Origin of the sequence: Salinibacterium sp. NG22 (genome assembly GCF_015864925.1) — a bacterium.
GTDB lineage: Bacteria > Actinomycetota > Actinomycetes > Actinomycetales > Microbacteriaceae > Rhodoglobus.
In genome coordinates this window covers 172673-195169 of record NZ_JADYWG010000001.1, presented here as the reverse complement: position 1 = coordinate 195169, position 22497 = coordinate 172673, and the positions used below count along the sequence as shown (strand labels likewise).

At 60.2% G+C, this 22497-nt stretch carries 25 protein-coding genes; 20 read left to right on the top strand and 5 right to left on the bottom strand.

Annotated features, from left to right (window positions below):
- Positions 1-98 precede the first annotated feature (98 nt).
- From I6E81_RS00995 to I6E81_RS00980, 4 genes are all read left to right on the top strand, one after another.
- Entirely contained in the window at positions 99-998 is a 900-nt protein-coding gene (locus I6E81_RS00995) for a hypothetical protein (protein WP_197105569.1), read from the top strand.
- Positions 995-1294, top strand: coding sequence for a transcriptional regulator (locus I6E81_RS00990; protein ID WP_197105568.1), 300 nt, complete (start codon positions 995-997; stop codon positions 1292-1294). Before I6E81_RS00995 ends, I6E81_RS00990 begins: the two co-directional genes overlap by 4 nt.
- A gap of 213 nt (positions 1295-1507) precedes the next feature.
- A complete protein-coding gene (locus I6E81_RS00985; RefSeq protein WP_307784072.1) occupies positions 1508-2140 on the top strand; it encodes a DUF3105 domain-containing protein in 633 nt (210 codons plus the stop codon).
- Positions 2137-2796 (top strand): DUF305 domain-containing protein, encoded by a 660-nt coding sequence (locus I6E81_RS00980; RefSeq protein WP_197105566.1) that lies wholly within the window; start codon positions 2137-2139, stop codon positions 2794-2796. Before I6E81_RS00985 ends, I6E81_RS00980 begins: the two co-directional genes overlap by 4 nt.
- Before the next feature lie 3 nt (positions 2797-2799).
- Here the strand turns inward: I6E81_RS00980 and I6E81_RS00975 are convergent, their stop codons facing one another.
- The 3 genes from I6E81_RS00975 to I6E81_RS00965 all read right to left on the bottom strand — a co-directional run bounded on the left by I6E81_RS00975 (position 2800) and on the right by I6E81_RS00965 (position 5844).
- The gene (locus I6E81_RS00975) at positions 2800-4551 is read right to left on the bottom strand and encodes an ABC transporter permease subunit (RefSeq protein WP_197105565.1); all 1752 of its coding nucleotides are present in this window, start codon (positions 4549-4551) and stop codon (positions 2800-2802) included.
- Positions 4548-5456 (bottom strand): ATP-binding cassette domain-containing protein, encoded by a 909-nt coding sequence (locus I6E81_RS00970; RefSeq protein WP_197105564.1) that lies wholly within the window; start codon positions 5454-5456, stop codon positions 4548-4550. The genes I6E81_RS00975 and I6E81_RS00970 overlap by 4 nt, the downstream gene beginning before the upstream one ends.
- Positions 5457-5532: 76 nt before the next feature.
- Complete coding sequence (locus I6E81_RS00965) at positions 5533-5844, bottom strand: hypothetical protein (RefSeq protein WP_197105563.1); 312 nt, start codon at positions 5842-5844, stop codon at positions 5533-5535.
- A gap of 161 nt (positions 5845-6005) precedes the next feature.
- On the opposite strand from I6E81_RS00965, the gene I6E81_RS00960 reads away from it, so the two are divergent.
- Entirely contained in the window at positions 6006-8396 is a 2391-nt protein-coding gene (locus I6E81_RS00960) for an excinuclease ABC subunit UvrA (RefSeq protein ID WP_197105562.1), read from the top strand.
- A gap of 33 nt (positions 8397-8429) precedes the next feature.
- Here I6E81_RS00960 and I6E81_RS00955 read toward each other — a convergent pair whose 3' ends face one another.
- Positions 8430-8834, bottom strand: a complete 405-nt coding sequence (locus I6E81_RS00955; RefSeq protein ID WP_197105561.1) for a VOC family protein — start codon at positions 8832-8834, stop codon at positions 8430-8432.
- A gap of 225 nt (positions 8835-9059) precedes the next feature.
- Between I6E81_RS00955 and I6E81_RS00950 the strand changes: the two genes are divergently transcribed.
- The 13 genes from I6E81_RS00950 (at position 9060) to glpK (ending at position 19870) form a co-directional block, all read left to right on the top strand.
- Positions 9060-9461, top strand: coding sequence for a DUF805 domain-containing protein (locus I6E81_RS00950; protein WP_197105560.1), 402 nt, complete (start codon positions 9060-9062; stop codon positions 9459-9461).
- A 53-nt stretch (positions 9462-9514) separates the two neighbouring features.
- On the top strand, positions 9515-10438 hold the full coding sequence (locus tag I6E81_RS00945) for a YHYH protein (protein ID WP_197105559.1): 924 nt from the start codon (positions 9515-9517) through the stop codon (positions 10436-10438).
- A complete protein-coding gene (locus I6E81_RS00940; protein WP_197105558.1) occupies positions 10435-11073 on the top strand; it encodes a DUF305 domain-containing protein in 639 nt (212 codons plus the stop codon). Before I6E81_RS00945 ends, I6E81_RS00940 begins: the two co-directional genes overlap by 4 nt.
- 126 nt (positions 11074-11199) lie before the next feature.
- The gene (locus tag I6E81_RS00935) at positions 11200-11817 is read left to right on the top strand and encodes a GAF and ANTAR domain-containing protein (RefSeq protein WP_197105557.1); all 618 of its coding nucleotides are present in this window, start codon (positions 11200-11202) and stop codon (positions 11815-11817) included.
- 29 nt (positions 11818-11846) lie between these two features.
- Positions 11847-12587, top strand: a complete 741-nt coding sequence (locus tag I6E81_RS00930) for a GAF and ANTAR domain-containing protein (RefSeq protein ID WP_197105556.1) — start codon at positions 11847-11849, stop codon at positions 12585-12587.
- Positions 12588-12694: 107 nt separating this feature from the next.
- On the top strand, positions 12695-13891 hold the full coding sequence (locus I6E81_RS00925; protein WP_197105555.1) for an NAD(P)(+) transhydrogenase (Re/Si-specific) subunit alpha: 1197 nt from the start codon (positions 12695-12697) through the stop codon (positions 13889-13891).
- Complete coding sequence (locus tag I6E81_RS00920; RefSeq protein WP_231599702.1) at positions 13891-14217, top strand: NAD(P) transhydrogenase subunit alpha; 327 nt, start codon at positions 13891-13893, stop codon at positions 14215-14217. Before I6E81_RS00925 ends, I6E81_RS00920 begins: the two co-directional genes overlap by 1 nt.
- Positions 14214-15635 carry an NAD(P)(+) transhydrogenase (Re/Si-specific) subunit beta gene (locus I6E81_RS00915; RefSeq protein WP_197105554.1) on the top strand — a complete coding sequence of 474 codons (1422 nt, stop codon included), beginning with the start codon at positions 14214-14216 and terminating at the stop codon, positions 15633-15635. Before I6E81_RS00920 ends, I6E81_RS00915 begins: the two co-directional genes overlap by 4 nt.
- 54 nt (positions 15636-15689) lie before the next feature.
- Positions 15690-16274, top strand: a complete 585-nt coding sequence (locus I6E81_RS00910) for a DoxX family protein (protein ID WP_231600608.1) — start codon at positions 15690-15692, stop codon at positions 16272-16274.
- Between the two features lie 58 nt (positions 16275-16332).
- Complete coding sequence (locus I6E81_RS00905; protein WP_197105553.1) at positions 16333-17406, top strand: 2,3-butanediol dehydrogenase; 1074 nt, start codon at positions 16333-16335, stop codon at positions 17404-17406.
- Positions 17396-17842: a pyridoxamine 5'-phosphate oxidase family protein gene (locus I6E81_RS00900; RefSeq protein WP_197105552.1), complete on the top strand. Its 447-nt coding sequence runs from the start codon at positions 17396-17398 to the stop codon at positions 17840-17842. The genes I6E81_RS00905 and I6E81_RS00900 overlap by 11 nt, the downstream gene beginning before the upstream one ends.
- A 124-nt stretch (positions 17843-17966) precedes the next feature.
- Positions 17967-18338: a YchJ family protein gene (locus I6E81_RS00895; RefSeq protein ID WP_197105551.1), complete on the top strand. Its 372-nt coding sequence runs from the start codon at positions 17967-17969 to the stop codon at positions 18336-18338.
- A 23-nt stretch (positions 18339-18361) separates the two neighbouring features.
- A complete protein-coding gene (glpK, locus tag I6E81_RS00890; RefSeq protein WP_307784071.1) occupies positions 18362-19870 on the top strand; it encodes a glycerol kinase GlpK in 1509 nt (502 codons plus the stop codon).
- A 6-nt stretch (positions 19871-19876) separates the two neighbouring features.
- Here glpK and trpD read toward each other — a convergent pair whose 3' ends face one another.
- A complete protein-coding gene (gene trpD, locus I6E81_RS00885) occupies positions 19877-20932 on the bottom strand; it encodes an anthranilate phosphoribosyltransferase (protein ID WP_197105549.1) in 1056 nt (351 codons plus the stop codon).
- A gap of 78 nt (positions 20933-21010) precedes the next feature.
- Here trpD and I6E81_RS00880 point away from each other — a divergent pair, with 78 nt between their 5' ends.
- Positions 21011-21646 (top strand): heme-copper oxidase subunit III, encoded by a 636-nt coding sequence (locus I6E81_RS00880; RefSeq protein ID WP_197105548.1) that lies wholly within the window; start codon positions 21011-21013, stop codon positions 21644-21646.
- A 17-nt stretch (positions 21647-21663) separates the two neighbouring features.
- The gene (locus I6E81_RS00875) at positions 21664-22473 is read left to right on the top strand and encodes a c-type cytochrome (RefSeq protein ID WP_197105547.1); all 810 of its coding nucleotides are present in this window, start codon (positions 21664-21666) and stop codon (positions 22471-22473) included.
- Positions 22474-22497: the final 24 nt, after the last annotated feature.

Genomic DNA, 22497 nt, shown 5'->3' with positions numbered 1-22497 from the left:
ACTCGCATGATACAAGATTGAAGTGATCGATTGTCAACACTTCAACGCAAGATCTGCCGGAATACTTGCGAAAAACTCACATACGTTACACTTTCCAGATGGAAAGTGATTCCGCGGACTCCCCCACCGCCCCAGATTCCGCCCCACAGTCCACGCGGGTTGAAGCCTCTCGCCAGCTCCAACAGCAACAAGAAGTGCGCGATTCGTTGAACCAGCGAGGGCCGTCCCGAGGCTTCGCTTGGTTCAGCCTCTGGAGCGCTCTGATGGCAGCGAGCTATATCGGCGTGTTTCTTTTCGCATTTTCCGTGAGCATCGGCACAGCCGGCGACAGCAACCCCGACAAGTTCTCGCAGACATCGCTACTCCTCGTACCAATACTGGCCTTCACCACGATGACCACGGGCACCCGTGAACGGTTCGGCATCCGAAGAGCACTACCGCGAGCAGTATGGATTCCCTTGGCCCTCGCGATCATCGCGATGACCTTTCTGTCGGGTCTGTCGGTGTTCGACGTGCCCTACTCCCCGTGGCTCATCGCACTCGTCGCTCTCACCGTCTTCGTTCCTCTGGCCGCTCCCGCCATAGCTCAACTGATCCGGGTGCCACGTTCACGCACCCCGGCGGGCCGCAGCCCCGAACCGCTCAGCACACCCGTGCGCTGGAACACCGGGATCATGGGAGCGGTAGCGGGCTTGCTCATCTCATTCGGCACTATTCCGATCGTCTCAGCACTGCTGATGATCGCGGCGCTCGCGGGCATCGCGTTCACGTACGTGCTGAACGAATCTGCATGGGTCTTGCCCCGCGTCGGTTTCGAATGGGGCTGGATACAGTGGACTGCCTTCGGCATCACCACGAGCACGCTCTTTGCATTTGCGATACTCGCTCCGCTGGCACAGTCGCCATCCCTCGCGGCAACGATAGCTGCCGGAATCGCGGTCTTTCTCGTCATGCTCGCGGCTTCCGCGCTGCCTGCGCACCGAGACGCACGTTCATGAAACAGCATCCTCGTCACCAGCTGGACGACGCATTTCTGACCCCGGTGAGACTGTCGCTCATGGCCGCACTCGGCCCGAGAAACGAGATTGACTTCACGACGCTAAAACAACTCCTCGAAGTTGAGGACTCGGCTCTCAGCAAGGCGATCAGCTATCTTGCGGATGCCGGCTACGCGAAAGTCATCAAGGGAACGGTCGGCAATCGTCCGCGCACGTGGGTCACCTCGACGGCATCCAGGTATCGCGCGCATCAGCAGCACCTGCTGGCATTGCGAGCGATCACAGAGCAGGGCTAGCCGCGCAGAAGTTAGCCGCATCTTCGCCAAGAACTAGGGACTCGGCTGCCGTTATTCGCGAGAGCGCTCCCTAGGAGGGCTTTCACAAATTCGACCGAATAGGCTCGGACTGCACATCTGTTCCCTGCCCACGCACTCGACGACAGGACCACCTGAATGCCACCCCGCGACTCGCAATCCTCCCCAAACGCATCATCCGGCAAAGACCTCACTGTGAAGCAGCAGCGCGATGCGCGCCGGGCCACAAAAGTCGCCGCGCTAAAAAAGAAACAAGCCGCCGAGAAGCGTCACCGTGTCATCGGTATCGTCATTAGCAGCGTCGCCGCGGTAGGCGTCCTAGCATTGGTCATCGTAATGGTGGTGGCGAACGGAACTCCGCGAACTAGCCCCGAAGCCATCGAGATCGACGGTGTGCAGAATTATCCGAATCTGGTCGCCGGTCATGTTGAGGGCACCGTCGATTACGAGCAAAGCCCGCCGGTGGGCGGTGAGCACGCATCCGTGTGGCTGAATTGCGGCGTGTACACCGAGCCAGTGCCGAACGAAAACGCCGTGCACGCTCTTGAGCATGGTGCCGTGTGGGTGACGTACGACCCGGAGCAAATCTCGGGTGACGAACTGGAAACGTTGCAGGATGCAGTTCCGTCGACCTATTCAGTGCTCTCGCCCTTCGAGGGCCTTCAGGCACCCGTCGTGATTTCTGCGTGGGGAAACCAGGTTGAACTTGACGGGGCAGATGATCCCCGTATGCAGGACTTCGTTGACAAGTTCTGGCAGGGCGGCGAAGCACCTGAAATTGGGGCTTCGTGCTCCGGCGGAATCGACGGCGGCGGACGCATCGCATGACCGACGGCGATGGCGGTTCACCACGTCACCGCTGGCTCCGCTTAAGCGCCATGGCGATCGCAGCGCTGCTGCTGGTTGGAGTCGGCGTTCTCGCTGGGCAAAAGTTGTTGCCCGCTGAATCCTCGGATCCCTTGACGACGAGCGCCGAAGCCGGTTTCGCGCGCGACATGCAGACGCACCACCTGCAGGCTGTCGACATGGCGATGATCATTCTGGAAAAGAGCGAGAATCAAGCCATACGCACCTTGGCCTATGACATTGCGACGGCGCAGGGCCAGCAAGCGGGACAAATGTTCGCGTGGCTCATCATGTGGAATTTGCCGCAAGCCTCGAGCGAACCTGCGATGACGTGGATGATGGATGACGGCGAGCACGACTCGCACGGCGCCTCGGATTCCGACTCCACGACCGCGATGGCAATGCCTGGCCTCGCGACGTACGACCAGATGGAAGCGCTCAGAGCGAGCACCACGGATGCGGACGCGATGTTTCTTGAGCTCATGATTGCCCATCACGCGGGCGGTGTTGACATGGCGGAGGGCCTGCTCGAGCGCTCCACCAACGATGTCGTGACGTCGTTGGCCGAGGGAATGGTTGCCGTGCAAATGAGTGAGATCAACTACATGAACGAGTTGCTCGCAGGTCTTGAAGGATAGAACTCAGACTCCACGGCGACGAAACAGCACCCACGCGATCGCTAGGCTTCCGGCCGCCCACAGAAACAGCGCCACCATGCTCGCGCCGGGTGGAAGCTGCAAAATATTTCCATACTGAAACCACGGCTGGAAGGTATTCGGGCCCAGCGTTTCCGCTGCGTCGCGCCCCGACGGGAATACTCGGCCAATGTTAGTCAGCCAGACAAGCGGGGTGTCGACGGTTATGCGTTCCATTTGGCTCGTCAGCGTCGACACGACGACGAAGATCGTCGCCAAGGCGAAAAGTGCACCGGAGGCCGAACGCGCGATCATGCCGACACCGCATCCGAGTGCCGCGACTAGCCCGAGCGCAATCGTCCCTTTGGCGATAGAGATCCATACGATGCTCGCTGACAAAGTGGCGGGGAAACCTTGGTCCTGCTGGATGGGCGTCGCCACTATCGCAGCCAGCAGTAACGCGATTGCCCCTACAGCCATCGCTGAGGTGACCGCAATCCCGGTTTTCGCCGCCAGCAACCATCCGCGCCGGGGTACCGCCGCTAGCGCCGGCCGGATGTTTCCGGTGGCAAAGTCCGAGGTCGCGACAAGAGCGCCGAACGCTGCGATGAGGAACTGGCTGAGGGCCAGCCCACCGCTTATCACTGTCATCTGATCGTAAAAGGTCAACGAAGCTAAATCCCAGGCGGTAATTGGCGCCTCGAGAATGTCAGCTGGATTTCTCGCGACAGCCCAGCGCCACGCCATAAACACAATTGCGCCCGCACTCAACGCCAACAACCACCGCGAGGAGGGCAAGGTAAGTGCCTTCAGCGCCTCGGATCGAACTACTCCCGTAAAGCTCAATCCGCGAGCAGGGCTCTCCACTCGCATCGCCGGCCGCGAGGCTTGTGACTGGCGACCGTTGCGCGCGACTTCCAGATGAACTGACCGTCGGGCAAATATCACAGCTGCGGCAGCGAGGAGGAGCGCTGATCCGGAGGCGAGCACAGCGAATCCTATGGACGGCTCCAGCGCTGATGCGCTAGTCCCTTCCAGCACGAATGGCTCTGCCGGAGCTCGCGTCGTGAGCGCTTGGAGTGCGCTGGCAGGGAGCATCTCCACGAACCGAGGAGCCCAGGTTCCTCCGAGATAGAAGAGCGTGCTTGGCATCAACAAGACGATCCCAACGAAGACGATTGAGGCGGTCACCGCTGATCGCGCAAGCGCACCAAATGCAAGACCCAGGACCGCGAAACACCCAGCGCCCGCGACGACGCTGAGCAAAAGATCAGCCGAGCGATCGAGGCTGGGCACTGTGTAACCACGCGACGTCAGCGTTATGGATGCAATCCAGCCGGCAATAGACGTCCCTGCCGCTACGGAAAGTGCGGAGAGGCCAATGGTCGGAAGGGTCTTCGCCAAGAGGAGCTTTACACGCGAGGGGACGGCAACCAACGACCCCGCCAAGGAGTCGTCTGTGTACTCCGAAGTTATGGAGATGAGACCGAGCGTCGCGGATAACACCGCCAGCGGAAGCGCACTCACCGATATCGATTCGAAGAGCACTGAGGTGCCATCGGTGTCCAGATCGGTGCCGACAACCAGCGGCACGAAGAACACGCGAACCGTCGCCAGCGCAACCGGCAGTATAAACATCAGTACTGTGATCAGCCGTGGTGGACGAAGAGACCAGAGCTTGAGCGATTCCGAACGGAGAACGCCCCAGATTTGCGCGAGCTCCTTAGCCTCGAGTGCGCGTGCGAGGTCGGGACTCACTCCTCCGATCCCTGTCGAAATTCGACACTCGAATCGGTGAGTTGACGATACGTTTCTTCCAGGGATTCCACCTGAGTGCGAAGCTCAATGAGCGGGATGTTCAACCGCGCCGCTAGCAGTCCGACGTCTGCGGCAGTCGAACCTTCAACTGCCAGCGCATCGCGCTCCTCGACTGCCCGCGCCCCGGATGCGGCGAGCGGCTCGATCAGTTCGCGCGCGCGCGGGCTGCGTACGATTACGCGTTCAGCGCCCTGCAGCCGCGCAATATCCGACAGCGTAGAGTCCGCAAGGACCTTCCCGCGCCCGACAATCACGACGTTGTCAGCAGTGAGCGCCACCTCGCTAATGAGATGCGAGGAGAGCAGCACGGTGCGTCCTTCCGCGGCAAAATCGCGCACCAGTTCCCGAAACCACATCACGCCATCGGGATCCAAGCCGTTCACCGGCTCATCGAACACGAACACCTCGGGATCGCCCAGCATCGAGGCCGCGATGCCTAGCCGCTGGCGCATCCCCAGCGAATAGCCGCCAACGCGACGAGAGGCCACAGCGCTGAGCCCGACCTCCTCGAGCACAAATTCAATGCGGTCGTTGGATATCCCGTGGGTGAGTGCAAGAGCGCGCAAATGGTCGAAACCTGAGCGCCCTGGATGCGCGTTGCGAGCATCCAGCAGAGCCCCCACATGGAACAGCGGGTTCTTGATCTCCCGGTATCGCCGACCACCGATAAGAGCTGCCCCTGAACTCGCGGCTTCGAGCCCGAGCAGGATTCGCATCGTCGTGGTTTTGCCTGAACCGTTTGGGCCGAGAAACCCTGTGACACGTCCGGGCGCGGCCAAAAAGCTCAGATCATCGAGCGCGAGCTTGCCGCCAAACCGCTTCGAAAGGTGACGAAACTCGATCAAGTTACCTCCGGTTGCCGATGTTGGGCCAACACGCCCCGTTTAGACGTGCTGTGCGAATGGCGCGCGCACACTTCATCTAACGCGTCTCAGCCCGAACATACAGACTCGCGGCGCAACTTGCGTGGGTATTGACGATGTTGGCACCCCCATTGATGCGCACCCACGCCCCAGTATCAGTCCACGACGGGAATGGCCACACCGCATTGCAGGTAACGTTTACTCGCGCCGAGCCAACGCCGCTGCACGACGCTGTGGCAACGTTGTTGAGCGAACCAGCATTCCAACAGCTGGCCGCCGCGTTTGCGGGCGCGGCGATAAGAAGTGGACTCAGAAGAGCGAGGCCGACCGCAGCGATGAGTCCCTTGGAACGTAGTTGTGAAGATTTCATAATAATTCCTCTCATTTCCGTTATTGGAAGAATACTCACACCTTTAGAACGAGTTGTCTACCCCGACTTTCACAAACTTTTAGGGACTGTCGCAATAATGGTCACAAGCATCCGCGAACCCGCAGAGCCGCGACATCCGCACCGCTAGGGAGGCACCCACGATGGCCAGCACGAGCACCCCCGACTCCCCCAGTTCTCACGCGGCCGATAGCCACGACATCATTCGGGTGCGGGGCGCTCGCGAGAACAATCTCACGGACGTGAGCATTGACATCCCGAAGCGCAGGCTCACGGTCTTCACTGGCGTATCGGGCTCAGGCAAAAGTTCACTCGTGTTCGGCACAATCGCTGCCGAGTCGCAGCGCATGATCAACGAGACCTACAGCGCATTCTTGCAAGGCTTCATGCCCTCGCTCGCTCGCCCCGACGTCGACCTGCTTGAGGGCCTCACGACGGCGATCATCGTCGACCAAGAGCGCATGGGCTCGAACGCCCGCTCCACAGTTGGCACCGCGACTGATGCAAATGCCATGCTGCGCATCGTCTTTAGCCGCCTCGGCCAGCCCCACGTTGGCTCGCCGCAAGCATTCTCGTTCAACGTGGCCTCTATCTCCGGCGCAGGCGCTGTCACCTTTGAGAAGGCTGGCGTCACGACGAAGGAGCGCCGCGAGTTCAGCATTACCGGCGGCATGTGCCCGACGTGCGAAGGTCGGGGCACGGTCAACGACATCGACCTCACGCAGCTCTACGACGACAGTAAGTCGCTCGCCGAGGGCGCGTTGACGATCCCCAACTACACCGCCGATGGCTGGATGGTGCGCATCTTTACCGAGTCAGGCTTCCTCGATCCCGACAAGCCCATCAAGAAGTACACCAAGACTGAGTTGCACGACTTTCTCTACAAAGAGCCGGTCAAAGTCAAGATGCAGTCGATCAACATGACCTACGAGGGGTTGATCCCCAAGATTCAAAAGTCGATGCTGTCGAAAGACCGCGAAGCGATGCAGCCCCACATCCGGGCTTTTGTCGATCGCGCGGTCACGTTCACGGCCTGCACCGATTGCGGCGGCACTCGACTCAACGAGGGTGCCCGAGCATCCACAATTGCCGGAATCAATATTGCGGATGCCTGCGCCATGCAGATCAGTGACCTCGCCGAGTGGGTGCGCGGGCTGAACGAACCATCTGTAGCCCCGCTGCTCGAAGCGCTGCAGCAGACGCTCGACTCGTTTGTGGAGATCGGCCTCGGCTATCTCTCCCTCGACCGTCCCGCCGGAACCCTTTCTGGCGGCGAAGCGCAACGCACCAAGATGATTCGCCACCTCAGCTCGTCGCTCACCGACATCACCTACGTTTTTGATGAGCCAACCGTCGGTCTCCACCCGCACGATATTCAGCGGATGAACGAGCTCCTGTTTCGCCTGCGCGACAAGGGAAACACCGTGCTCGTGGTTGAGCACAAGCCAGAAACGATCTCGATTGCCGATCACATTATCGACCTTGGCCCTGGTGCCGGCACCGAGGGCGGCCAGATTTGCTTCGAGGGCAGTTTCGACGAGCTGCGCCAAAGCGACACCGTCACCGGCCACCACATTGACGACCGAGTCTCGGTCAAAAACGAAGTGCGCTCCCCCACCGGCATCCTGGAGATTCGCGGCGCCGACTCCCACAATCTTAAGAACGTGGATGTCGACATCCCGCTGGGCACCCTCGTCGTCGTGACGGGCGTTGCCGGTTCGGGCAAGAGCTCATTGATTCACGGATCGGTGGTGCCCCGCGACGGCGTTGTGTCCGTCGATCAGGCCGCCATCAAGGGATCACGCCGCAGCAACCCCGCCACGTACACCGGGATGCTCGAGCCCATTCGCAAAGCATTCGCCAAGGCCAATGGCGTCAAGCCCGCCCTGTTTAGCGCCAACTCCGAAGGCGCCTGCCCCAATTGCAACGGCGCCGGCGTGATCTACACCGACCTCGGCGTCATGGCCACCGTCTCGACCCCGTGCGAGGTCTGCGAAGGAAAGCGCTTCATGGCCTCCGTGCTGGAGTACACGCTCGGCGGGCGTGACATCAGTGAAGTGCTCGGGATGTCCGTCGCCGAGGCCGAAGCGTTCTTCGGCGAAGGCGAGGCACGCACTCCCGCGGCCCACGCCATCCTCGACCGGCTAGTTGATGTCGGGCTGGGCTACCTGCGCCTCGGGCAACCACTGCCCACGCTCTCGGGCGGAGAACGTCAACGTCTCAAGCTCGCCACCCAAATGGCTGACAAGGGTGACATTTATGTTCTGGATGAACCGACCACTGGCCTGCACTTGGCCGATGTTGAGCGGCTCCTAGGCCTGCTCGACCGCCTCGTCGATTCGGGAAAGTCCGTGATTGTCGTCGAGCACCATCAGGCGGTCATGGCCCATGCAGACTGGATCATCGATCTCGGTCCTGGTGCCGGAAACGATGGCGGCTCGATCGTTTTCGAAGGCACTCCGGCAGATCTCATCGCCGCGAAGTCAACCCTTACGGGCGAACACCTCGCGGCGTATGTGGGCGATGGCGGGTAAGACAAACCGCGCACTACACACTCCTGTTGCGGTCTACCAGCTATAGATTCGCGGAATGATCGCGTGGCGCGCCGACTCATCGGGTCCAGGAAACACCACGAAGATCGGCAAATGGTCAGGGTCTCGGCCCTCGAGCACCTCAATCCCATCGAGCTGTTCACGACGGACGTGGCTCGACTCTCGACGCATCGCATCTTCACACTGTTGCAATTCTTCCAGGGTGTCGGCACTCCAAATGAGGTACTGGATACCCACTGAGCCGAGTACGCGACTCGGCTGCGCATGCTTACCGCGAAGGTAGAGCTCATAGTTCTCAGGGCCAACCAACAGCGCTGCCGACTCATCAAGAATTGAGCATGTGAGCCCGAGAAGATCGCAATAGAACGCGACCGATCGATCAAGATCTGAAACAAATGCGACGGCGGATGAGAGACGCACGATAGCTCCTCACTGAACGATTGTGAGCTTCGCCGATTGGCGCGCTCACTCTGGCGGTGAGCAGTGGCACCAGCAGTTCGCTCGCTATTCAAGGTACGCTCACGATGCCCGAGCAGCGAGTCTCTTCACCGTTTCCTCAGGCAGCGTTCAGATTCGATGCCGCCCGAGACGCTGTCGACGCCGAAGCCGTACGCTTAGTGCACGCCACCTAACTGGGGAGAGATCGTGACATTTTTTGAGTCCATCGCCACCGTATTCCGCAAGTACGCGGACTTCACCGGGGTCGCAAGCCGCCCCGAGTACTGGTGGTTCGCGCTCTTCTCCTTCATCACGTCGGGAATCGCTGCTTCGCTTGACCCGAGCAGTGGCAACGATTTTGGTCACATGGGAGCAAACTTCGGGCTTTCAGTGGGTCTGAGCGCCGCCTGGTCACTCGCTCTCCTCGTTCCTCAACTCGCCGTCACCGTTCGCCGTTTGCGCGACACCGGCCGCAATTGGACGAACATTTTCTGGATACTGGTTCCGATCGCCGGTGCGATCGTTCTGATCGTTTTCCTGACTCAGCCGAGCGTTACGCAGCAGAGCGTTGCCGGGCAAGTTCCCCCGCAGGTCGCAGAGACTTCATAAGGAATCCATAGACTTCTGGGCCAACATGGCTCTCCTCACGATCAGGAGAAACCATGAATCGACTTGTCACAACCGTGGCCACTGCAAGTGTTCTGCTGCTAGCGCTTGCCGCCTGCACTACTGCTTCAGTAGAACCCACCGAAACCGCCGAAGCAACCCCAGAATCGACCGAGACGGCTACAGCCTCGACAGCCACCTTTGCGGCATCCACGGGTGATTGCGACGCCATGGCTGCGACACTCCGTGACGTCGAAAGCGCGAACGCTGACCTCGCGGATCCCGAACTCACGGCAGTCTGCGATGGCGACACCCTCACCATCAGCAGCAACAGCATCCCCGACTATCTCTACATCGCGACGACACCGGGCTCGCCCAAGGTGTCCGAACTCACTATGACGATCCCTGTCACCCCTACGGAAGCTGACGAACCCGGCTCCGTGCCGTACCTCGGTGCTCTCGGAGTTGCCGTCAATGGAGTTCCCATCTACGGGCCGACCGAAGGCACCGGTGGAGATGTGCAATCCCTAGAAGGCGCGCTTTCGGTCTGCGGCAGCCACAGCGGCCCGACCGACTTCCACATCCACTGGTTTGGTTACGCCGATGGGGTCGACTGCCTCTACGACGCTGACGAAGTTGAAACCGGTGAATCACTCGTCGTGGGATGGGCTGCCGACGGCTACCCCATCATGTCCGGAGTCGTGTGCTCAGATGACGACTGCAGCGAGGTTGTTCAGCTCACGAGCAGTTGGCAACTCACCGACGAATCTCAATTCGCCACTGACACTTGGGCGGCCCACAGCTACGTTGAAGGCTCCGGTGACCTCGATGAGTGCAACGGACGCGTCGATAGCGACGGCCAATACCGTTACTACTCCACCACCACGTTTCCGTACTTCCTCGGCTGCTACTACGGCGATGTGGCAGATGACGCTTTGAGCGGTAACAACGCCGCAGCTCCCGGTGGCGGCCCTGCATGATCCCCGCGACTGAACGCGCGACAAACGCCGTAAATCCGGCCCGCCGTAACTTTCTCGCGTTCGGGTTACTCGCCCTCACCGGCACAGCGCTCGCCGCCTGCACAACCGCCGCCGCTGACGACGACGACACCAGCGCAGCTGAAGAAACGCCTAACGACACCGATATCGGTTTCTTCACGGACATGGCTCTGCACCACGAACAAGCCCTCGCTATGTGCCAGCGCGTGCTCGGTCGCGACAACGGCGACTCTGTGCAGTCGCTCGCCGCCGACATCCTTCAGAATCAATCGTTCGAACGGGGCGTCATGCACACGTGGCTCACGGTGTGGGGCGAGAGCACCGCGCCGCCTGAGACGGTGATGGCTTGGATGGGAATGGAGATGCCCGCAGCCGATATGACGGGTCTCGCCACTGACGAACAGATGAGCTCCCTCTCGACCACAACTGGGATGGATCAGGGGCGCCTCTTCTTGAACCTCATGCGCGCGCACCACGTCGGCGGTGTCCACATGGCGGCCTATGCGAACGAGCACGCCGCGGTGAGCACAGTACGGGCAACAGCCGAGCGGATGGATGTCATCCAAACGTATGAGATTGGGATCATCGACCAGCTGCTCTCGACCACCTACCTCTAACGGGCCGCTCTTATTCAGAGTGATAGCCTCGATTGAGATACCCCCTCAGCCAAGGCCATCATGCTTTCGAAACCAAAAATAGCCGGAACACAAGCGTCCGCTGATGACTGCCTGTGTTCACCTTTCGTGACTGCGCTTGACGTTTCGGGCGCCGCTATCTCGGTCATCGGCGAACACGGTAACCAATCGACGGTGTGTGTGAGCGGCCGCCTCGCTGGCCGACTGGATGCTCTCCAGTTCGAACTCGGCGAGGGTCCAGGCCTGCAAGCACTCACTACCCGATCCCCTGTTCTCTGTTCCGACCTCGCTCACGTCCCCGACTCGGCCTGGCCCGTGTTTCTGGGTGCCGCACGGGAGCTCGGCGTTGGCGCTATTTTTAGTTTCCCGATGATGCTGGGCACCGCGGTAGTCGGAGTGGTCGATTTGATCACCACGACACCTCGACCCGCTGACGCCGAGTTCATCTCGAGGGCCCAAGCGCTGACCCGTGATGTGGCGCTCACTGCCGTCGAACGAGCACTCACGGCCGCGCAACAACACAGCTCGCCCGAGTCTGATCAATCACCAGCGCTGCGACGCGAAGTCCATCAGGCGACAGGCATCATCATTTCGCAGCTGGCGCTCTCGGCACCGGATGCGTTTGCCCGACTACAGGCCCACGCATTCTCGACTGGGCGCCCCATCGACGATGTAGCACGTGACATAGTTACGCGCGTGCTTGAGTTCGATCCCCTCACCGAATAACCGCCTCCCCCGCAGGAAAGAAGCTTCAGATGGATGGAACAACCCGCGAGGCCCAGATCAGCGCCGCATTTGTCACTGTTGCGGAAACGCTCACTGTCGACCATGACCTGGTCGACGTGCTTCACACGTTTGTCGAGCGTTGCGCAGAGATCGTTCGGATGGATGCTGGCGGGCTCGTTCTGGTTAACGACGCTGGTGAACTCCAACTCATGACATCCACGAACGAAGCAGCCGTCATGCTCGAGAGTATGCAACTTGAGGCAGCCGAAGGACCATGCCTCGATTGTTTCCACACCGGAAATGCGGTGGCGATCGACAATATTTCAGCGTCCGAGGCGTCGACCGAATTTCGTGCCGCTGCCGTTGCCCAAGGCTTCAACTCGCTGTTGTCGATCCCCATGAAGGTCCAAGGCGCGGTTATCGGCACCATGAACCTCTTTCGCGCAACGACAGAAGCCGTCAGCTCTCGAGACGCTGCGGTAGCTCAAGCGCTCGCGGACGTCGCGACGATCGGCATAACCCACGAACGCGCACTCCAGCACGCTCACCTCGTAGAGGAACAGCTGCACAACGCTCTCAACAGCAGAATTGCCATCGAACAGGCGAAGGGCGTCATCGCAAACGGCTTGTCCCTCAGCATGGACGATGCCTTCGCACTCCTGCGCAAGTATTCCCGCGACTGCAACCGAACGATTCGGACAACCTCCGAAATGGTCAGCCGGCGCGAGATTACGGTGCAGCAGATTGTCGAAGCCGCAACCAAGAGATAGTGCTCTCAGCATTTCTTCAGAATCCGGTTACAAGCCCGGGTGTACGCTTTAAGTAGTTGCTCCAGACCTTGGCAACGGAATTTGTTCCGTTTCGACCAAGGATGGCAATGTCCAGCTCAGGTACAAGCCTCACCATCGGGGTTCTCTCCGAACAAAACTCTCGCGAGCATCGGGTCGCTCTCGATCCGACCGCGACCAAACACCTCGTTCACGAGGGCTTCACAGTGCTCGTCGAAGCGGGGTGCGGATCAGGGGCGAGCTTTACCGATGAAAACTACGTCGCCGCCGGAGCCACCCTCACTACCTCGTCTCAGATAATCGCTACGTGCGATGTACTCGCTTCTCTCTCGCTTCCCTCGTCGGATGTTACTGACGGTCTCACCGCGGGGCGGACCGTTATCGGCCTTCTCGACCCGCTGAACAATCTCAGCCAGGTGTCAGCGCTTGCTGGCCAGGGAATCACTCTCGTAGCGCTAGAGCTTCTCCCCCGAACGCTCAGCCGTGCCCAATCGATGGATGCTCTGAGTTCGCAGTCAAGCGCTGCGGGCTACCGCGCGGCTATCGTGGCCGCCGAAAAATTCGGACGCTACCTCCCGATGATGATCACGGCATCCGGTACTGCAACTCCGGCGAAGGCAATCGTCATTGGCACCGGCGTCGCCGGACTCCAAGCAATCGCCACGGTGAAGCGACTTGGTGCTGTCGTTACGGGCTACGACGTGCGGGAAGCATCCCGCACCGAGGTCGAGTCGCTCGGCGCTAAATTTCTCACGTCCTCGGTAGCTGCTGGCGCCGGAGAGGGCGGCTATGCCCGACCGATGACTGCGGCTGAGCAAGCCGTCCAGCAGAAAGAACTTGCGGATGCCCTCGTGAGCTTTGACATCATCATTACGACCGCAAAGGTGCCGGGTCGCACTCCCCCGCTGCTGGTCTCGCAAGACACTCTCGCCGCGCTGAAGCCCGGCACGGTGTGCGTCGACCTTGGCGCCAGCGACAAGGGCGGCAACGTATTCGGCTCGAGTGATGGTGAATCCTCAACGACCGTAAATGGCGTCGTAGTCGTCGGCGCCGGCAACCTTGCCGCCGACCTTCCTGCCTCGTCGTCTCTGATGTACGGCCGAAACATCGCTGCTGTTCTCGAAGCGCTCGCCCCTGAAGGCGCAATCGCGATCGATCCCAGCGACGAAGTCCACAGCGCCATCGTCGTTTCCCATGCAGGAGATGTCACGAGTGCCACCGTGCGTACAGCCCTCAATCTTGAGCCGCTCGGCTCCACCGAACCTCTGAAAGCTCAGGCCAACTGATGGAAACCCTGTACAGCAATCTCGCCATCTTCGTTCTCGCGCTTCTCGTGGGCGTTGAAGTGATCGGCAAGATTCCCTCGACCCTGCACACCCCGATGATGTCGGGATCAAATGCCATCCACGGGGTCGTGATCGCTGGTGCCGTTGTCACGGCATCGCTCGCCGACTCCCCTACCGGCTACATCCTGACCTTCATTGCGGGTGCCTTCGCGGCCGCGAACGTCTTCGGAGGCTATGTCGTCACTGACCGGATTCTGAAAATGTTCACGAGGCCGACGCCTCCCAAGACCGCTGAAACCAGCAGCACCACGGAGGACGCATCATGACCGGCTTCGAGTTTCTCGTCGGAATTCTCTACTTACTCTCGGCGTCGCTCTTCGTCGTCGGCCTTCACATGATGCGGGCACCCGCGACCGCCCGAAACGGTAACCGCATCTCTGCTGTCGGCATGATTATTGCCGTCCTAGCGACGATCATGCTTGCCCTCGTTGTCGATGGCGGCGAATGGATTGCGTGGGTTGCCCTCACTGCGGGCGTGCTCGTCGGTGCAGTGTTCGGGGTTTACCGTGCTCGCACCGTAAAAATGACCGATGTCCCTCAGCTCGTGAGCGTGTTCAACGCCGTCGGAGGCAGCGCGGCTGCCGCAATCGCCTTTGCCGCGTTCATTCTCGCGACGAGTGCCGATCCCCTCGAATTGACGGTCTCTATCCCCGTCGTGCTCGATGTCCTCATTGGCTCCATTACCTTCTCCGGCTCGCTGATCGCGGCTGGAAAGCTCCAGGGCATCATCCCCGGCAATCCCGTGACGTTCCCCGGCTCCCGCCTGCTCAACGCGCTCGTCGCGGCGATCGCGCTCGGTGCGAGTGTCGCGGCAGTGATGCTTCCCCACAACACACTGTTGCTCCTAGTGGTGCTCGTGACCGCACTCGTCCTCGGCATTCTTATGGTGCTGGCGATCGGTGGCGCCGATGCTCCCGTCGTCGTTTCGCTCCTCAACGCCCTGACCGGCCTCGCCGTGGCCATGGCTGGCTTTGCGATCGACAATCAGGCGCTCATCATCGCGGGTGCTTTGGTCGGCGCAGCGGGCACCATTCTGACGCTGCAGATGGCGCAAGCGATGAATCGCTCAGTGCTCTCGATCATCGTCGGCGGCTTCGGCACTGGCGAGGCTACGGCGACGGCAGGACCAGCGGATGCGGATCTCACCAATGTGCGAAGCCTCACCTCCGATGATGTCGCCATTCAGCTTGCCTATGCGCAACACGTGCTGATCGTGCCCGGCTACGGACTCGCCGCCGCCCAAGCCCAACATGAAGTCGCGGAGCTCGCCGCTCTGCTCATGGCGCACAATATCGACGTCAAATACGCGATTCACCCGGTTGCCGGCCGTATGCCAGGCCACATGAATGTGCTGCTGGCCGAAGCCAACGTGCCCTACGAACAAATGCTCCAGCTCGACGAGGCAAATGCAGCATTCGATAACTGCGATGTTGCTCTCGTAATCGGCGCCAATGACGTCTGCAACCCGGATGCTCGAAAGCCGGGCAATGCCGTCTCCGGAATGCCCATTCTCGACGCTGATCATGCCAAAGCCGTTGTCGTCATCAAGCGGTCGATGCGGCCTGGCTATGCGGGCATCACGAATCCACTGTTCACCGATCCCAAGACGGGGATGCTCTTTGCTGATGCCAAGAAGGCGCTCAAGGACATCACCGTCGCTGTCAAAGAATACGTCTCGGCCTAAACCGAGCAGAAGCCACCCGGCTTCGCTATCACCCATCCCTGAAGGAGCACGACGATGACTACACGCCCAGCCACCGCCCCCACTAGCTCGCTCCACGAGACGCCGAAGGCGGTGGCACTCGAGAGCGATCTCGTAATCTCCGTCACCGGTCGTCGCGTTCTGGCAGCGTTGCGCCTTGCCACAGGATTCCTCTTCCTGTGGGCGTTCCTCGATAAGACCTTCGGGCTCGGTTTTTCTACCCCGGCCGAACGAGCATGGATCAATGGGGGCGGCCCGAGTCAGGGTTTCTTGACCGGTGACGCGGTTGTCGGCCCTCTAAAACCGGCGTTTGCCGCAATCGCGAGCCCCGCCTCCGACATTCTTTTTATGCTCGGGATGATCGGAATCGGTGTCGCAGTGATGCTGGGCATAGGCCTACGCATCAGTGCCGTCGCCGGAACCATCATGATGCTCCTGATGTATCTGGCGGAGTGGCCGTTCGCCGCGAACGCCGGCTCCACTAACCCGCTGGTGGATTACCACATCATCTACGCCCTCGCACTCATCACCATCGCTGTTCTGTCAGCCGGGGATACCTGGGGCGTTGGCCGGGCGTGGAAGCGCCTCAGCATTGTGCAGAAAATGCCGTGGCTCGTTTAGCAATTCGACCTTGCAACTGACAACCAACCCTTAATCGCTCAGGAGAAAGAAGAAAACCATGAAGGCAGCACGTTTCCACGGACGCAAAGACATCCGCATCGATGACATTCCGGAACCAGAGCTTCGGCCCGGCGCAGTCGCTATTGATGTCGCGTGGTGCGGCATCTGCGGCACAGACCTTCACGAATATCTCGAAGGCCCGATCTTCATCCCCGCAGCGGGGCATCCGCACCCACTGACTCACGAAGAAGTTCCCGTGACTATGGGTCACGAATTCTCGGGAACAATAACTGCTCTTGGCGAAGGGGTCACCGACCTCACGGTCGGAGAGAACGTAGTCGTGGAGCCGTACTTTGTGTGCGGCGAGTGCGCCCCGTGTCGCGCCGGCAACTACAACCTCTGCACAAAAATGGGCTTCATCGGGCTGGCTGGTGGAGGCGGTGGCTTGAGTGAAAAGATCGTCGTCGAACGTCGCTGGGTTCACCCGATCGGTGACATCCCCCTCGATCAGGCCGCGCTCATCGAACCCCTTGCTGTCGGCCATCACGCGTTCGTGCGCAGTGGCGCTAAAGCCGGAGATGTCGCGTTCATCGGTGGCGGTGGCCCTATCGGTCTTCTGCTCGCCGCCGTGCTCTCCGCCGAGGGAATCACCGTCATCATGTCTGAGCCAGGGACAGCGCGCCGCGAAATGGCGCTCTCGACGGGGGTCGCCGATCACGTGATCGATCCCAGTGTTGAGGATGCCGTAGCCAGAGTCATGGAATTGACCAACGGAGTCGGCGCCGACGTCGCATTCGAGTGCTCGAGCATCAACGCCGTACTCGATCAGCTTTTTGATGCGGTGAAGCCGACTGGCGTAATTGTGAACGTCTCCATCTGGGGTCACCCGGCGCAACTCGATATGCAAAAGCTCGTACTCAAAGAGATTGACCTGCGCGGCACGATTGCCTACGCCCACGACCACCCTGCAACCATCAAGCTCGTTCAGGATGGCAAGGTCAATCTTGAACCGTTCATCACCGGTCGGATTCATCTCGACAAGCTCATCGACGAGGGCTTCATGACCCTTATCGATCACAAGGAGACCGCCGTGAAGATCATTGTTCGTCCGGAGGTCAGCAATGTCTCATGACATGACGGAGGCCGGCTGGTCTCCACAGGGACCGGTCGTCGAGTTGTCCGATCAGGCAAGTCTGGATCTGCTTGCCAGCAAGAGCTTTGGTCATCTCGCTCTGAGCAATGATGGGCGGCCGGATATCTTCCCGGTCAACTACTACTGCGACAAGAAGACGATCCTGTTTCGCACTGCGTCAGGCTCAAAACTTCACGAGCTCACCGAGAACATGCATGTGGCTTTTGAAGTCGATGTGAAGACTCCCGACGACGTGTGGAGCGTCGTAGTCAGAGGGCTGGCAACGGTTCTTGACGATGCCTCTCAGGTGACTGCTCAGGCACTGAAGACCCTCCCCGATTGGGTTCCCATCGAGTCATTTGTCTACATCCTGATCGAACCAGAATCTATCCGCGGCCGCCTCTTCGAACGCCGCCTTCCGATAGGACACAGCTAACGCTCAGCACTGCAACGATGGTCGGCCGCTTCTCTGAGCGACCGACCATTGTTGCGTCCCGGCGAAACACGGTTGAGCCGCCGCGAGAGAAGCGCACTGCACGGCAACTAGTTACGCTGGGGGGATGAACGCATGCCCGTGCCAATCGTCCGAAACCTACGACGATTGTTGCGGCCGCTTCCATCGCGGTGAGGCACTGGCCCCCACCGCTGAACGGCTGATGCGTTCGCGCTATAGCGCCTACGTGCGTGGCGAAACCGATTACCTCCTGAAGACCTGGCATCCGTCTACCCGCCCGACAACGCTTGAGCTTGATCCGGATGTGCGCTGGTACCGTCTCGATATCGTCGCGCGCACGGGCGGCAGCATGTTCGACACGGCGGGTACTGTCGAGTTTCGGGCCCACTATCGCTTCGATGGCGGAGCCGACCAGCAACACGAGAACAGCAGATTTGTGCGCGAAAATGGCGCCTGGCTTTACGTTGATGCCGTCTAATGAGTGAGAACCAAGGAGAACCGGTGAACTACATACTCTCGATCGATCAGGGCACCACCAGCACCCGTGCGATCATCTTCGATCACGATGGCAAGCCGGTCACCTCTGGCCAGCTTGAGCATGACCAGATTTTCCCGAAAGCGGGCTGGGTCGAGCACGATGCCGCCCAAATTTGGAACAACACTCGAGAAGTAATTGGTCAGGCGCTCTCCAAAGCGAACGTCACGCGCCACAGCATTGCCGCTGTCGGCATCACTAATCAGCGCGAAACGGCCATCATCTGGGACCGCGCGACCGGCAAGCCCGTGTACAACGCCATCGTCTGGCAAGACACCCGCACCCAGGCGATCATCGATCGCATTGCGGACGGCGACACCAACAAGTTCAAGAAGATCACCGGGCTGCCCCTCGCCACCTATTTTTCGGCATCCAAAATTGTGTGGATGCTCGAGAACGTCGACGGAGTTCGCGAGCGTGCCGAGGCAGGCGAGCTTGCCTTCGGAACCCCCGACACCTGGCTGCTGTGGAATCTCACCGGCGGGCCTGACGGCGGAGTTCACGCCACCGACGTCACCAACGCGAGCCGCACGCTGCTCATGGATCTCGAAACCCGCACGTGGAGCGAAGACATTCTCGCGGAACTGGACATTCCCGCATCGCTTATGCCCGATATCCGCAGCTCGTCTGAGGTCTACGGCACTGTCTCCACGTCGAGTTTGCTGCGCGAGGTGCCCGTTGCTGGCATTTTGGGCGACCAGCAGGCCGCGACCTTCGGGCAGGCTGCGTTCGACGCCGGCGAATCGAAAAACACTTACGGCACAGGCAACTTTCTGCTGACCAACACGGGCACTGACATCGTGCATTCCGAAAACGGCCTCATCACGACGCTCGCCTATCAGCTCGGCGATGATGCACCCCGCTACGCCATCGAAGGCTCGATTGCCGTGACGGGTTCACTCATTCAGTGGCTGCGCGACAATCTCGGCATCATTTCTCGGTCTGAAGAGGTTGAGACCCTCGCCGCCTCAGTCGACGACAATGGTGGCGTCTACTTTGTGCCAGCCTTCTCTGGCCTCTTTGCGCCTCATTGGCGTCCGGATGCCCGGGGAGCGATTCTCGGACTCACTCGTTTCGCCAACAAGGGCCACATAGCTCGCGCCGCGCTCGAAGCCACTGCGTTCCAGACCAGCGACGTCATCGAAGCCGCCAATGCGGATGCCGATGTTGCGATGACAGAGTTGCGGGTAGATGGCGGCATGGTCGCCAACTCCGCACTCATGCAATTTCAAGCGGACATCCTCAACATGCCGGTCATCCGACCTGAGGTCGCAGAGACGACAGCATTGGGCGCTGCCTACGCTGCGGGCCTTGCGGTCGACTATTGGAGCGGCCTCGATGAGCTGCGCGATCGCTGGAGCGAGGGCGAGCGGTGGGAACCGACGATGGACGATGCCGAACGTGAGCGCCTCATCCGCAATTGGAAGAAGGCCATCACGAAAACTCTGGATTGGGTCAACGAAGACACCGACTAGGCGGTTCTAGCGGTTGGTGGCAGCGACCCACTCGTCGAGCTTGCTCGCGGCAAGTCCTGAATCAACGACGTGCTCGGCGCGCTCAAGTTGCTCTTTCAAGCGTGCCAGCAGCGGACGCTGACTCTGCTCTGGATCCTTCGCCAGCTCGAACGAGGCGAAGCCTGCCGCGGCGTTCAGCAACACAACGTCACGCGCCGGCGACTTTTCGCCAGCGAGAATCGAGCGGATGACCTGGGCGTTGTACTCGGGATCCTTGCCCAGTAGCGCCTCGATCGGCGCCCGCGGGATACCCAACTCCAGCGGGTCAAGATCGTGTTCGGTAACGAAACCGCGCGACACTTCCCAGACGTGACTGTGCCCCGTGGTGGTCAGTTTGTCGATTCCATCGTCGCCGCGGTACACCAGCGCCGTCGCTCCGCGAGTCTGGAACACTCCGACGAGGAGACTGACACGTTCGCGGCTGCCGACACCGACCGCCGAGGCTTGCGGGCGGGCGGGGTTGCAGAGCGGACCAAGAATGTTGAACAGCGTCGGGATTCCTAGCTCGCGCCGTGTCGGGCCGGCGTGTGCAAAACCGGGGTGGAACAGCGCAGCGTAAACGAACGTGATGCCCACCTCGGCTAGCACTTCGGCTACTCGCTCGGGCGTGAGATCCAGCTTGAGCCCCAGCGCGCTCAGAACATCGGATGCTCCGCTCTTGCTGCTCGCGGCACGATTGCCGTGCTTAATCACTGGCACGTCCCCCGCTGCCGCGATGATCGAGGCAACGGATGAGATGTTCAGCACGGCGCCGTAGGGGTCGCCACCGGTACCGACGATGTCCAACGCCATGGGATCCACGGGCAACGGCACGGCGCTGGCCAACGCAGCATCGCGAAAACCAACAATCTCGTCAACGGTCTCGCCCTTGATGCGTAGGGCGATCAACATCGCTGCTAATTGAGCGGATGTTGCTTCTCCGTTCATCACGGATTTCATCGCCCACTCAGCCTGACTAATCGACAAATCGGTGCGGGAAACAAGCGTCGTAAGGATTTCTGGCCAAGTTGGGGATGAAGACATGAGTGAAATCCTACCGATCCTGAACCGACAGGCCGGGGATTGAAAAACTAACGCCGAGTTATCAGCCATAATAGATACGTGACCACAGCTGCCCTCAACCGCTCTCTTGGAGCCCAGTCTGTCCAGCGACCGAACACTGTTGCGGTCGGTACCATCGTTTGGCTTGGTAGCGAGGTGATGTTCTTCGCCGGCCTTTTCGCCATCTACTTCACTCTGAAGTCGACGTCCCCCGAATTGTGGGCGGAGCAGACCGCCAAGCTCAATGTGCCATTTGCGACCACGATCACGATCATCCTCGTGCTCTCGTCGGTCACGTGCCAGTTCGGCGTCTTCGCCGCTGAGCGCATGCAAGTGCGTCGCACAGGCAAGCTCTTCGACATGCGCAAGTGGGGCATGACGGAATGGTTCTTCCTTACCTACTCCATGGGTGCTGTCTTCGTAACCGGTCAGGTTTTCGAGTACGCCACGCTGGTTTCTGAGCACGTGAGCCTCTCGAGCGACTCCTACGGCTCAGCCTTCTACATCACCACCGGATTCCACGGACTCCACGTCGCCGGTGGCCTCATCGCCTTCTTGCTGGTTCTTGGTCGCGGATTCGCTGTCAAGAGCTTCGGACACAAAGAGGCAACGAGCGCAATCGTTGTTTCCTACTACTGGCACTTTGTCGACGTAGTGTGGATTGGCCTCTTCCTCATCATCTACGTGCTCAAATAAGAAACGGAATAGACGTAATGGCCACCAAGGCAGCTCGCGCGTCACGCAGGTCACAACCTGTCGGTCGACGCCATCCTCTTGCGACTGTAGCCCTCCTGCTCGTCGGTCTTCTGGGAACGGGCGGCGCGTACGCGCTGTTCACCTCGAGTGCAACGGCAGAGACCAGCGCATCCGCCGAAGCTCTTGTCGAAGAAGGCGGAAAGCTCTTCGCTGCAAACTGTGCAACGTGTCACGGTCTCGATCTCGAGGGCACGACTCAAGGCCCCACCCTCATCGGTGTAGGCGCCGCGGCGACTGACTTCCAAGTGGGAACGGGTCGCATGCCCCTCGCGTTCTCCGGACCGCAGGGTGAAGTAAAGCCCGTGCAGTTCACTGAGGAGCAGATCCAGGCTCTCTCCGTTTACGTCGCATCGCAGGGCCCCGGCCCCGCAATTCCCGCCGACATGTACCTCACGGGTGACGCTGATGTATCAAACGGTGCTGAGCTCTTCCGCATCAACTGCGCAATGTGCCACAACGTTGCTGGTGCCGGTGGAGCACTCACCGAGGGCAAGTTTGCTCCCGCGCTCGCTGATGTAACCCCGAAGCACGCCTACGAGGCAATGCTCACTGGCCCACAGAACATGCCCGTGTTCAACGACACCAACCTCACGCCTGAAGAAAAGGCCGACATCATCACGTACCTCAAGTACCTCGATGAGACGCCCTCTGTTGGTGGATTCACGCTTGGATCACTTGGCCCCGTTTCTGAGGGACTGTTCATCTGGATCTTCGGCCTTGGCGCGATCGTGGCAATCACGGTCTGGCTCACGGCTAAATCAAACTAGTTAGCGACCGCTGTACAGCGGACG

Excerpts from the sequence above, each read along its gene's own strand:
- I6E81_RS00915 (WP_197105554.1), top strand. The coding sequence starts at position 14,214 with ATGACCGGCTTCGAGTTTCTCGTCGGAATTCTCTACTTACTCTCGGCG.
- I6E81_RS00900 (WP_197105552.1), top strand. The coding sequence starts at position 17,396 with ATGTCTCATGACATGACGGAGGCCGGCTGGTCTCCACAGGGACCGGTC.
- I6E81_RS00875 (WP_197105547.1), top strand. The coding sequence starts at position 21,664 with ATGGCCACCAAGGCAGCTCGCGCGTCACGCAGGTCACAACCTGTCGGT.
- I6E81_RS00980 (WP_197105566.1), top strand. The coding sequence starts at position 2,137 with ATGACCGACGGCGATGGCGGTTCACCACGTCACCGCTGGCTCCGCTTA.
- I6E81_RS00930 (WP_197105556.1), top strand. The coding sequence starts at position 11,847 with ATGGATGGAACAACCCGCGAGGCCCAGATCAGCGCCGCATTTGTCACT.
- I6E81_RS00905 (WP_197105553.1), top strand. The coding sequence starts at position 16,333 with ATGAAGGCAGCACGTTTCCACGGACGCAAAGACATCCGCATCGATGAC.
- I6E81_RS00925 (WP_197105555.1), top strand. The coding sequence starts at position 12,695 with ATGTCCAGCTCAGGTACAAGCCTCACCATCGGGGTTCTCTCCGAACAA.
- I6E81_RS00895 (WP_197105551.1), top strand. The coding sequence starts at position 17,967 with ATGAACGCATGCCCGTGCCAATCGTCCGAAACCTACGACGATTGTTGC.
- I6E81_RS00920 (WP_231599702.1), top strand. The coding sequence starts at position 13,891 with ATGGAAACCCTGTACAGCAATCTCGCCATCTTCGTTCTCGCGCTTCTC.
- I6E81_RS00960 (WP_197105562.1), top strand. The coding sequence starts at position 6,006 with ATGGCCAGCACGAGCACCCCCGACTCCCCCAGTTCTCACGCGGCCGAT.
- I6E81_RS00990 (WP_197105568.1), top strand. The coding sequence starts at position 995 with ATGAAACAGCATCCTCGTCACCAGCTGGACGACGCATTTCTGACCCCG.
- trpD (WP_197105549.1), bottom strand. The coding sequence starts at position 20,932 with ATGTCTTCATCCCCAACTTGGCCAGAAATCCTTACGACGCTTGTTTCC.
- I6E81_RS00945 (WP_197105559.1), top strand. The coding sequence starts at position 9,515 with ATGAATCGACTTGTCACAACCGTGGCCACTGCAAGTGTTCTGCTGCTA.
- I6E81_RS00995 (WP_197105569.1), top strand. The coding sequence starts at position 99 with ATGGAAAGTGATTCCGCGGACTCCCCCACCGCCCCAGATTCCGCCCCA.
- I6E81_RS00940 (WP_197105558.1), top strand. The coding sequence starts at position 10,435 with ATGATCCCCGCGACTGAACGCGCGACAAACGCCGTAAATCCGGCCCGC.
- I6E81_RS00965 (WP_197105563.1), bottom strand. The coding sequence starts at position 5,844 with ATGAAATCTTCACAACTACGTTCCAAGGGACTCATCGCTGCGGTCGGC.
- I6E81_RS00910 (WP_231600608.1), top strand. The coding sequence starts at position 15,690 with ATGACTACACGCCCAGCCACCGCCCCCACTAGCTCGCTCCACGAGACG.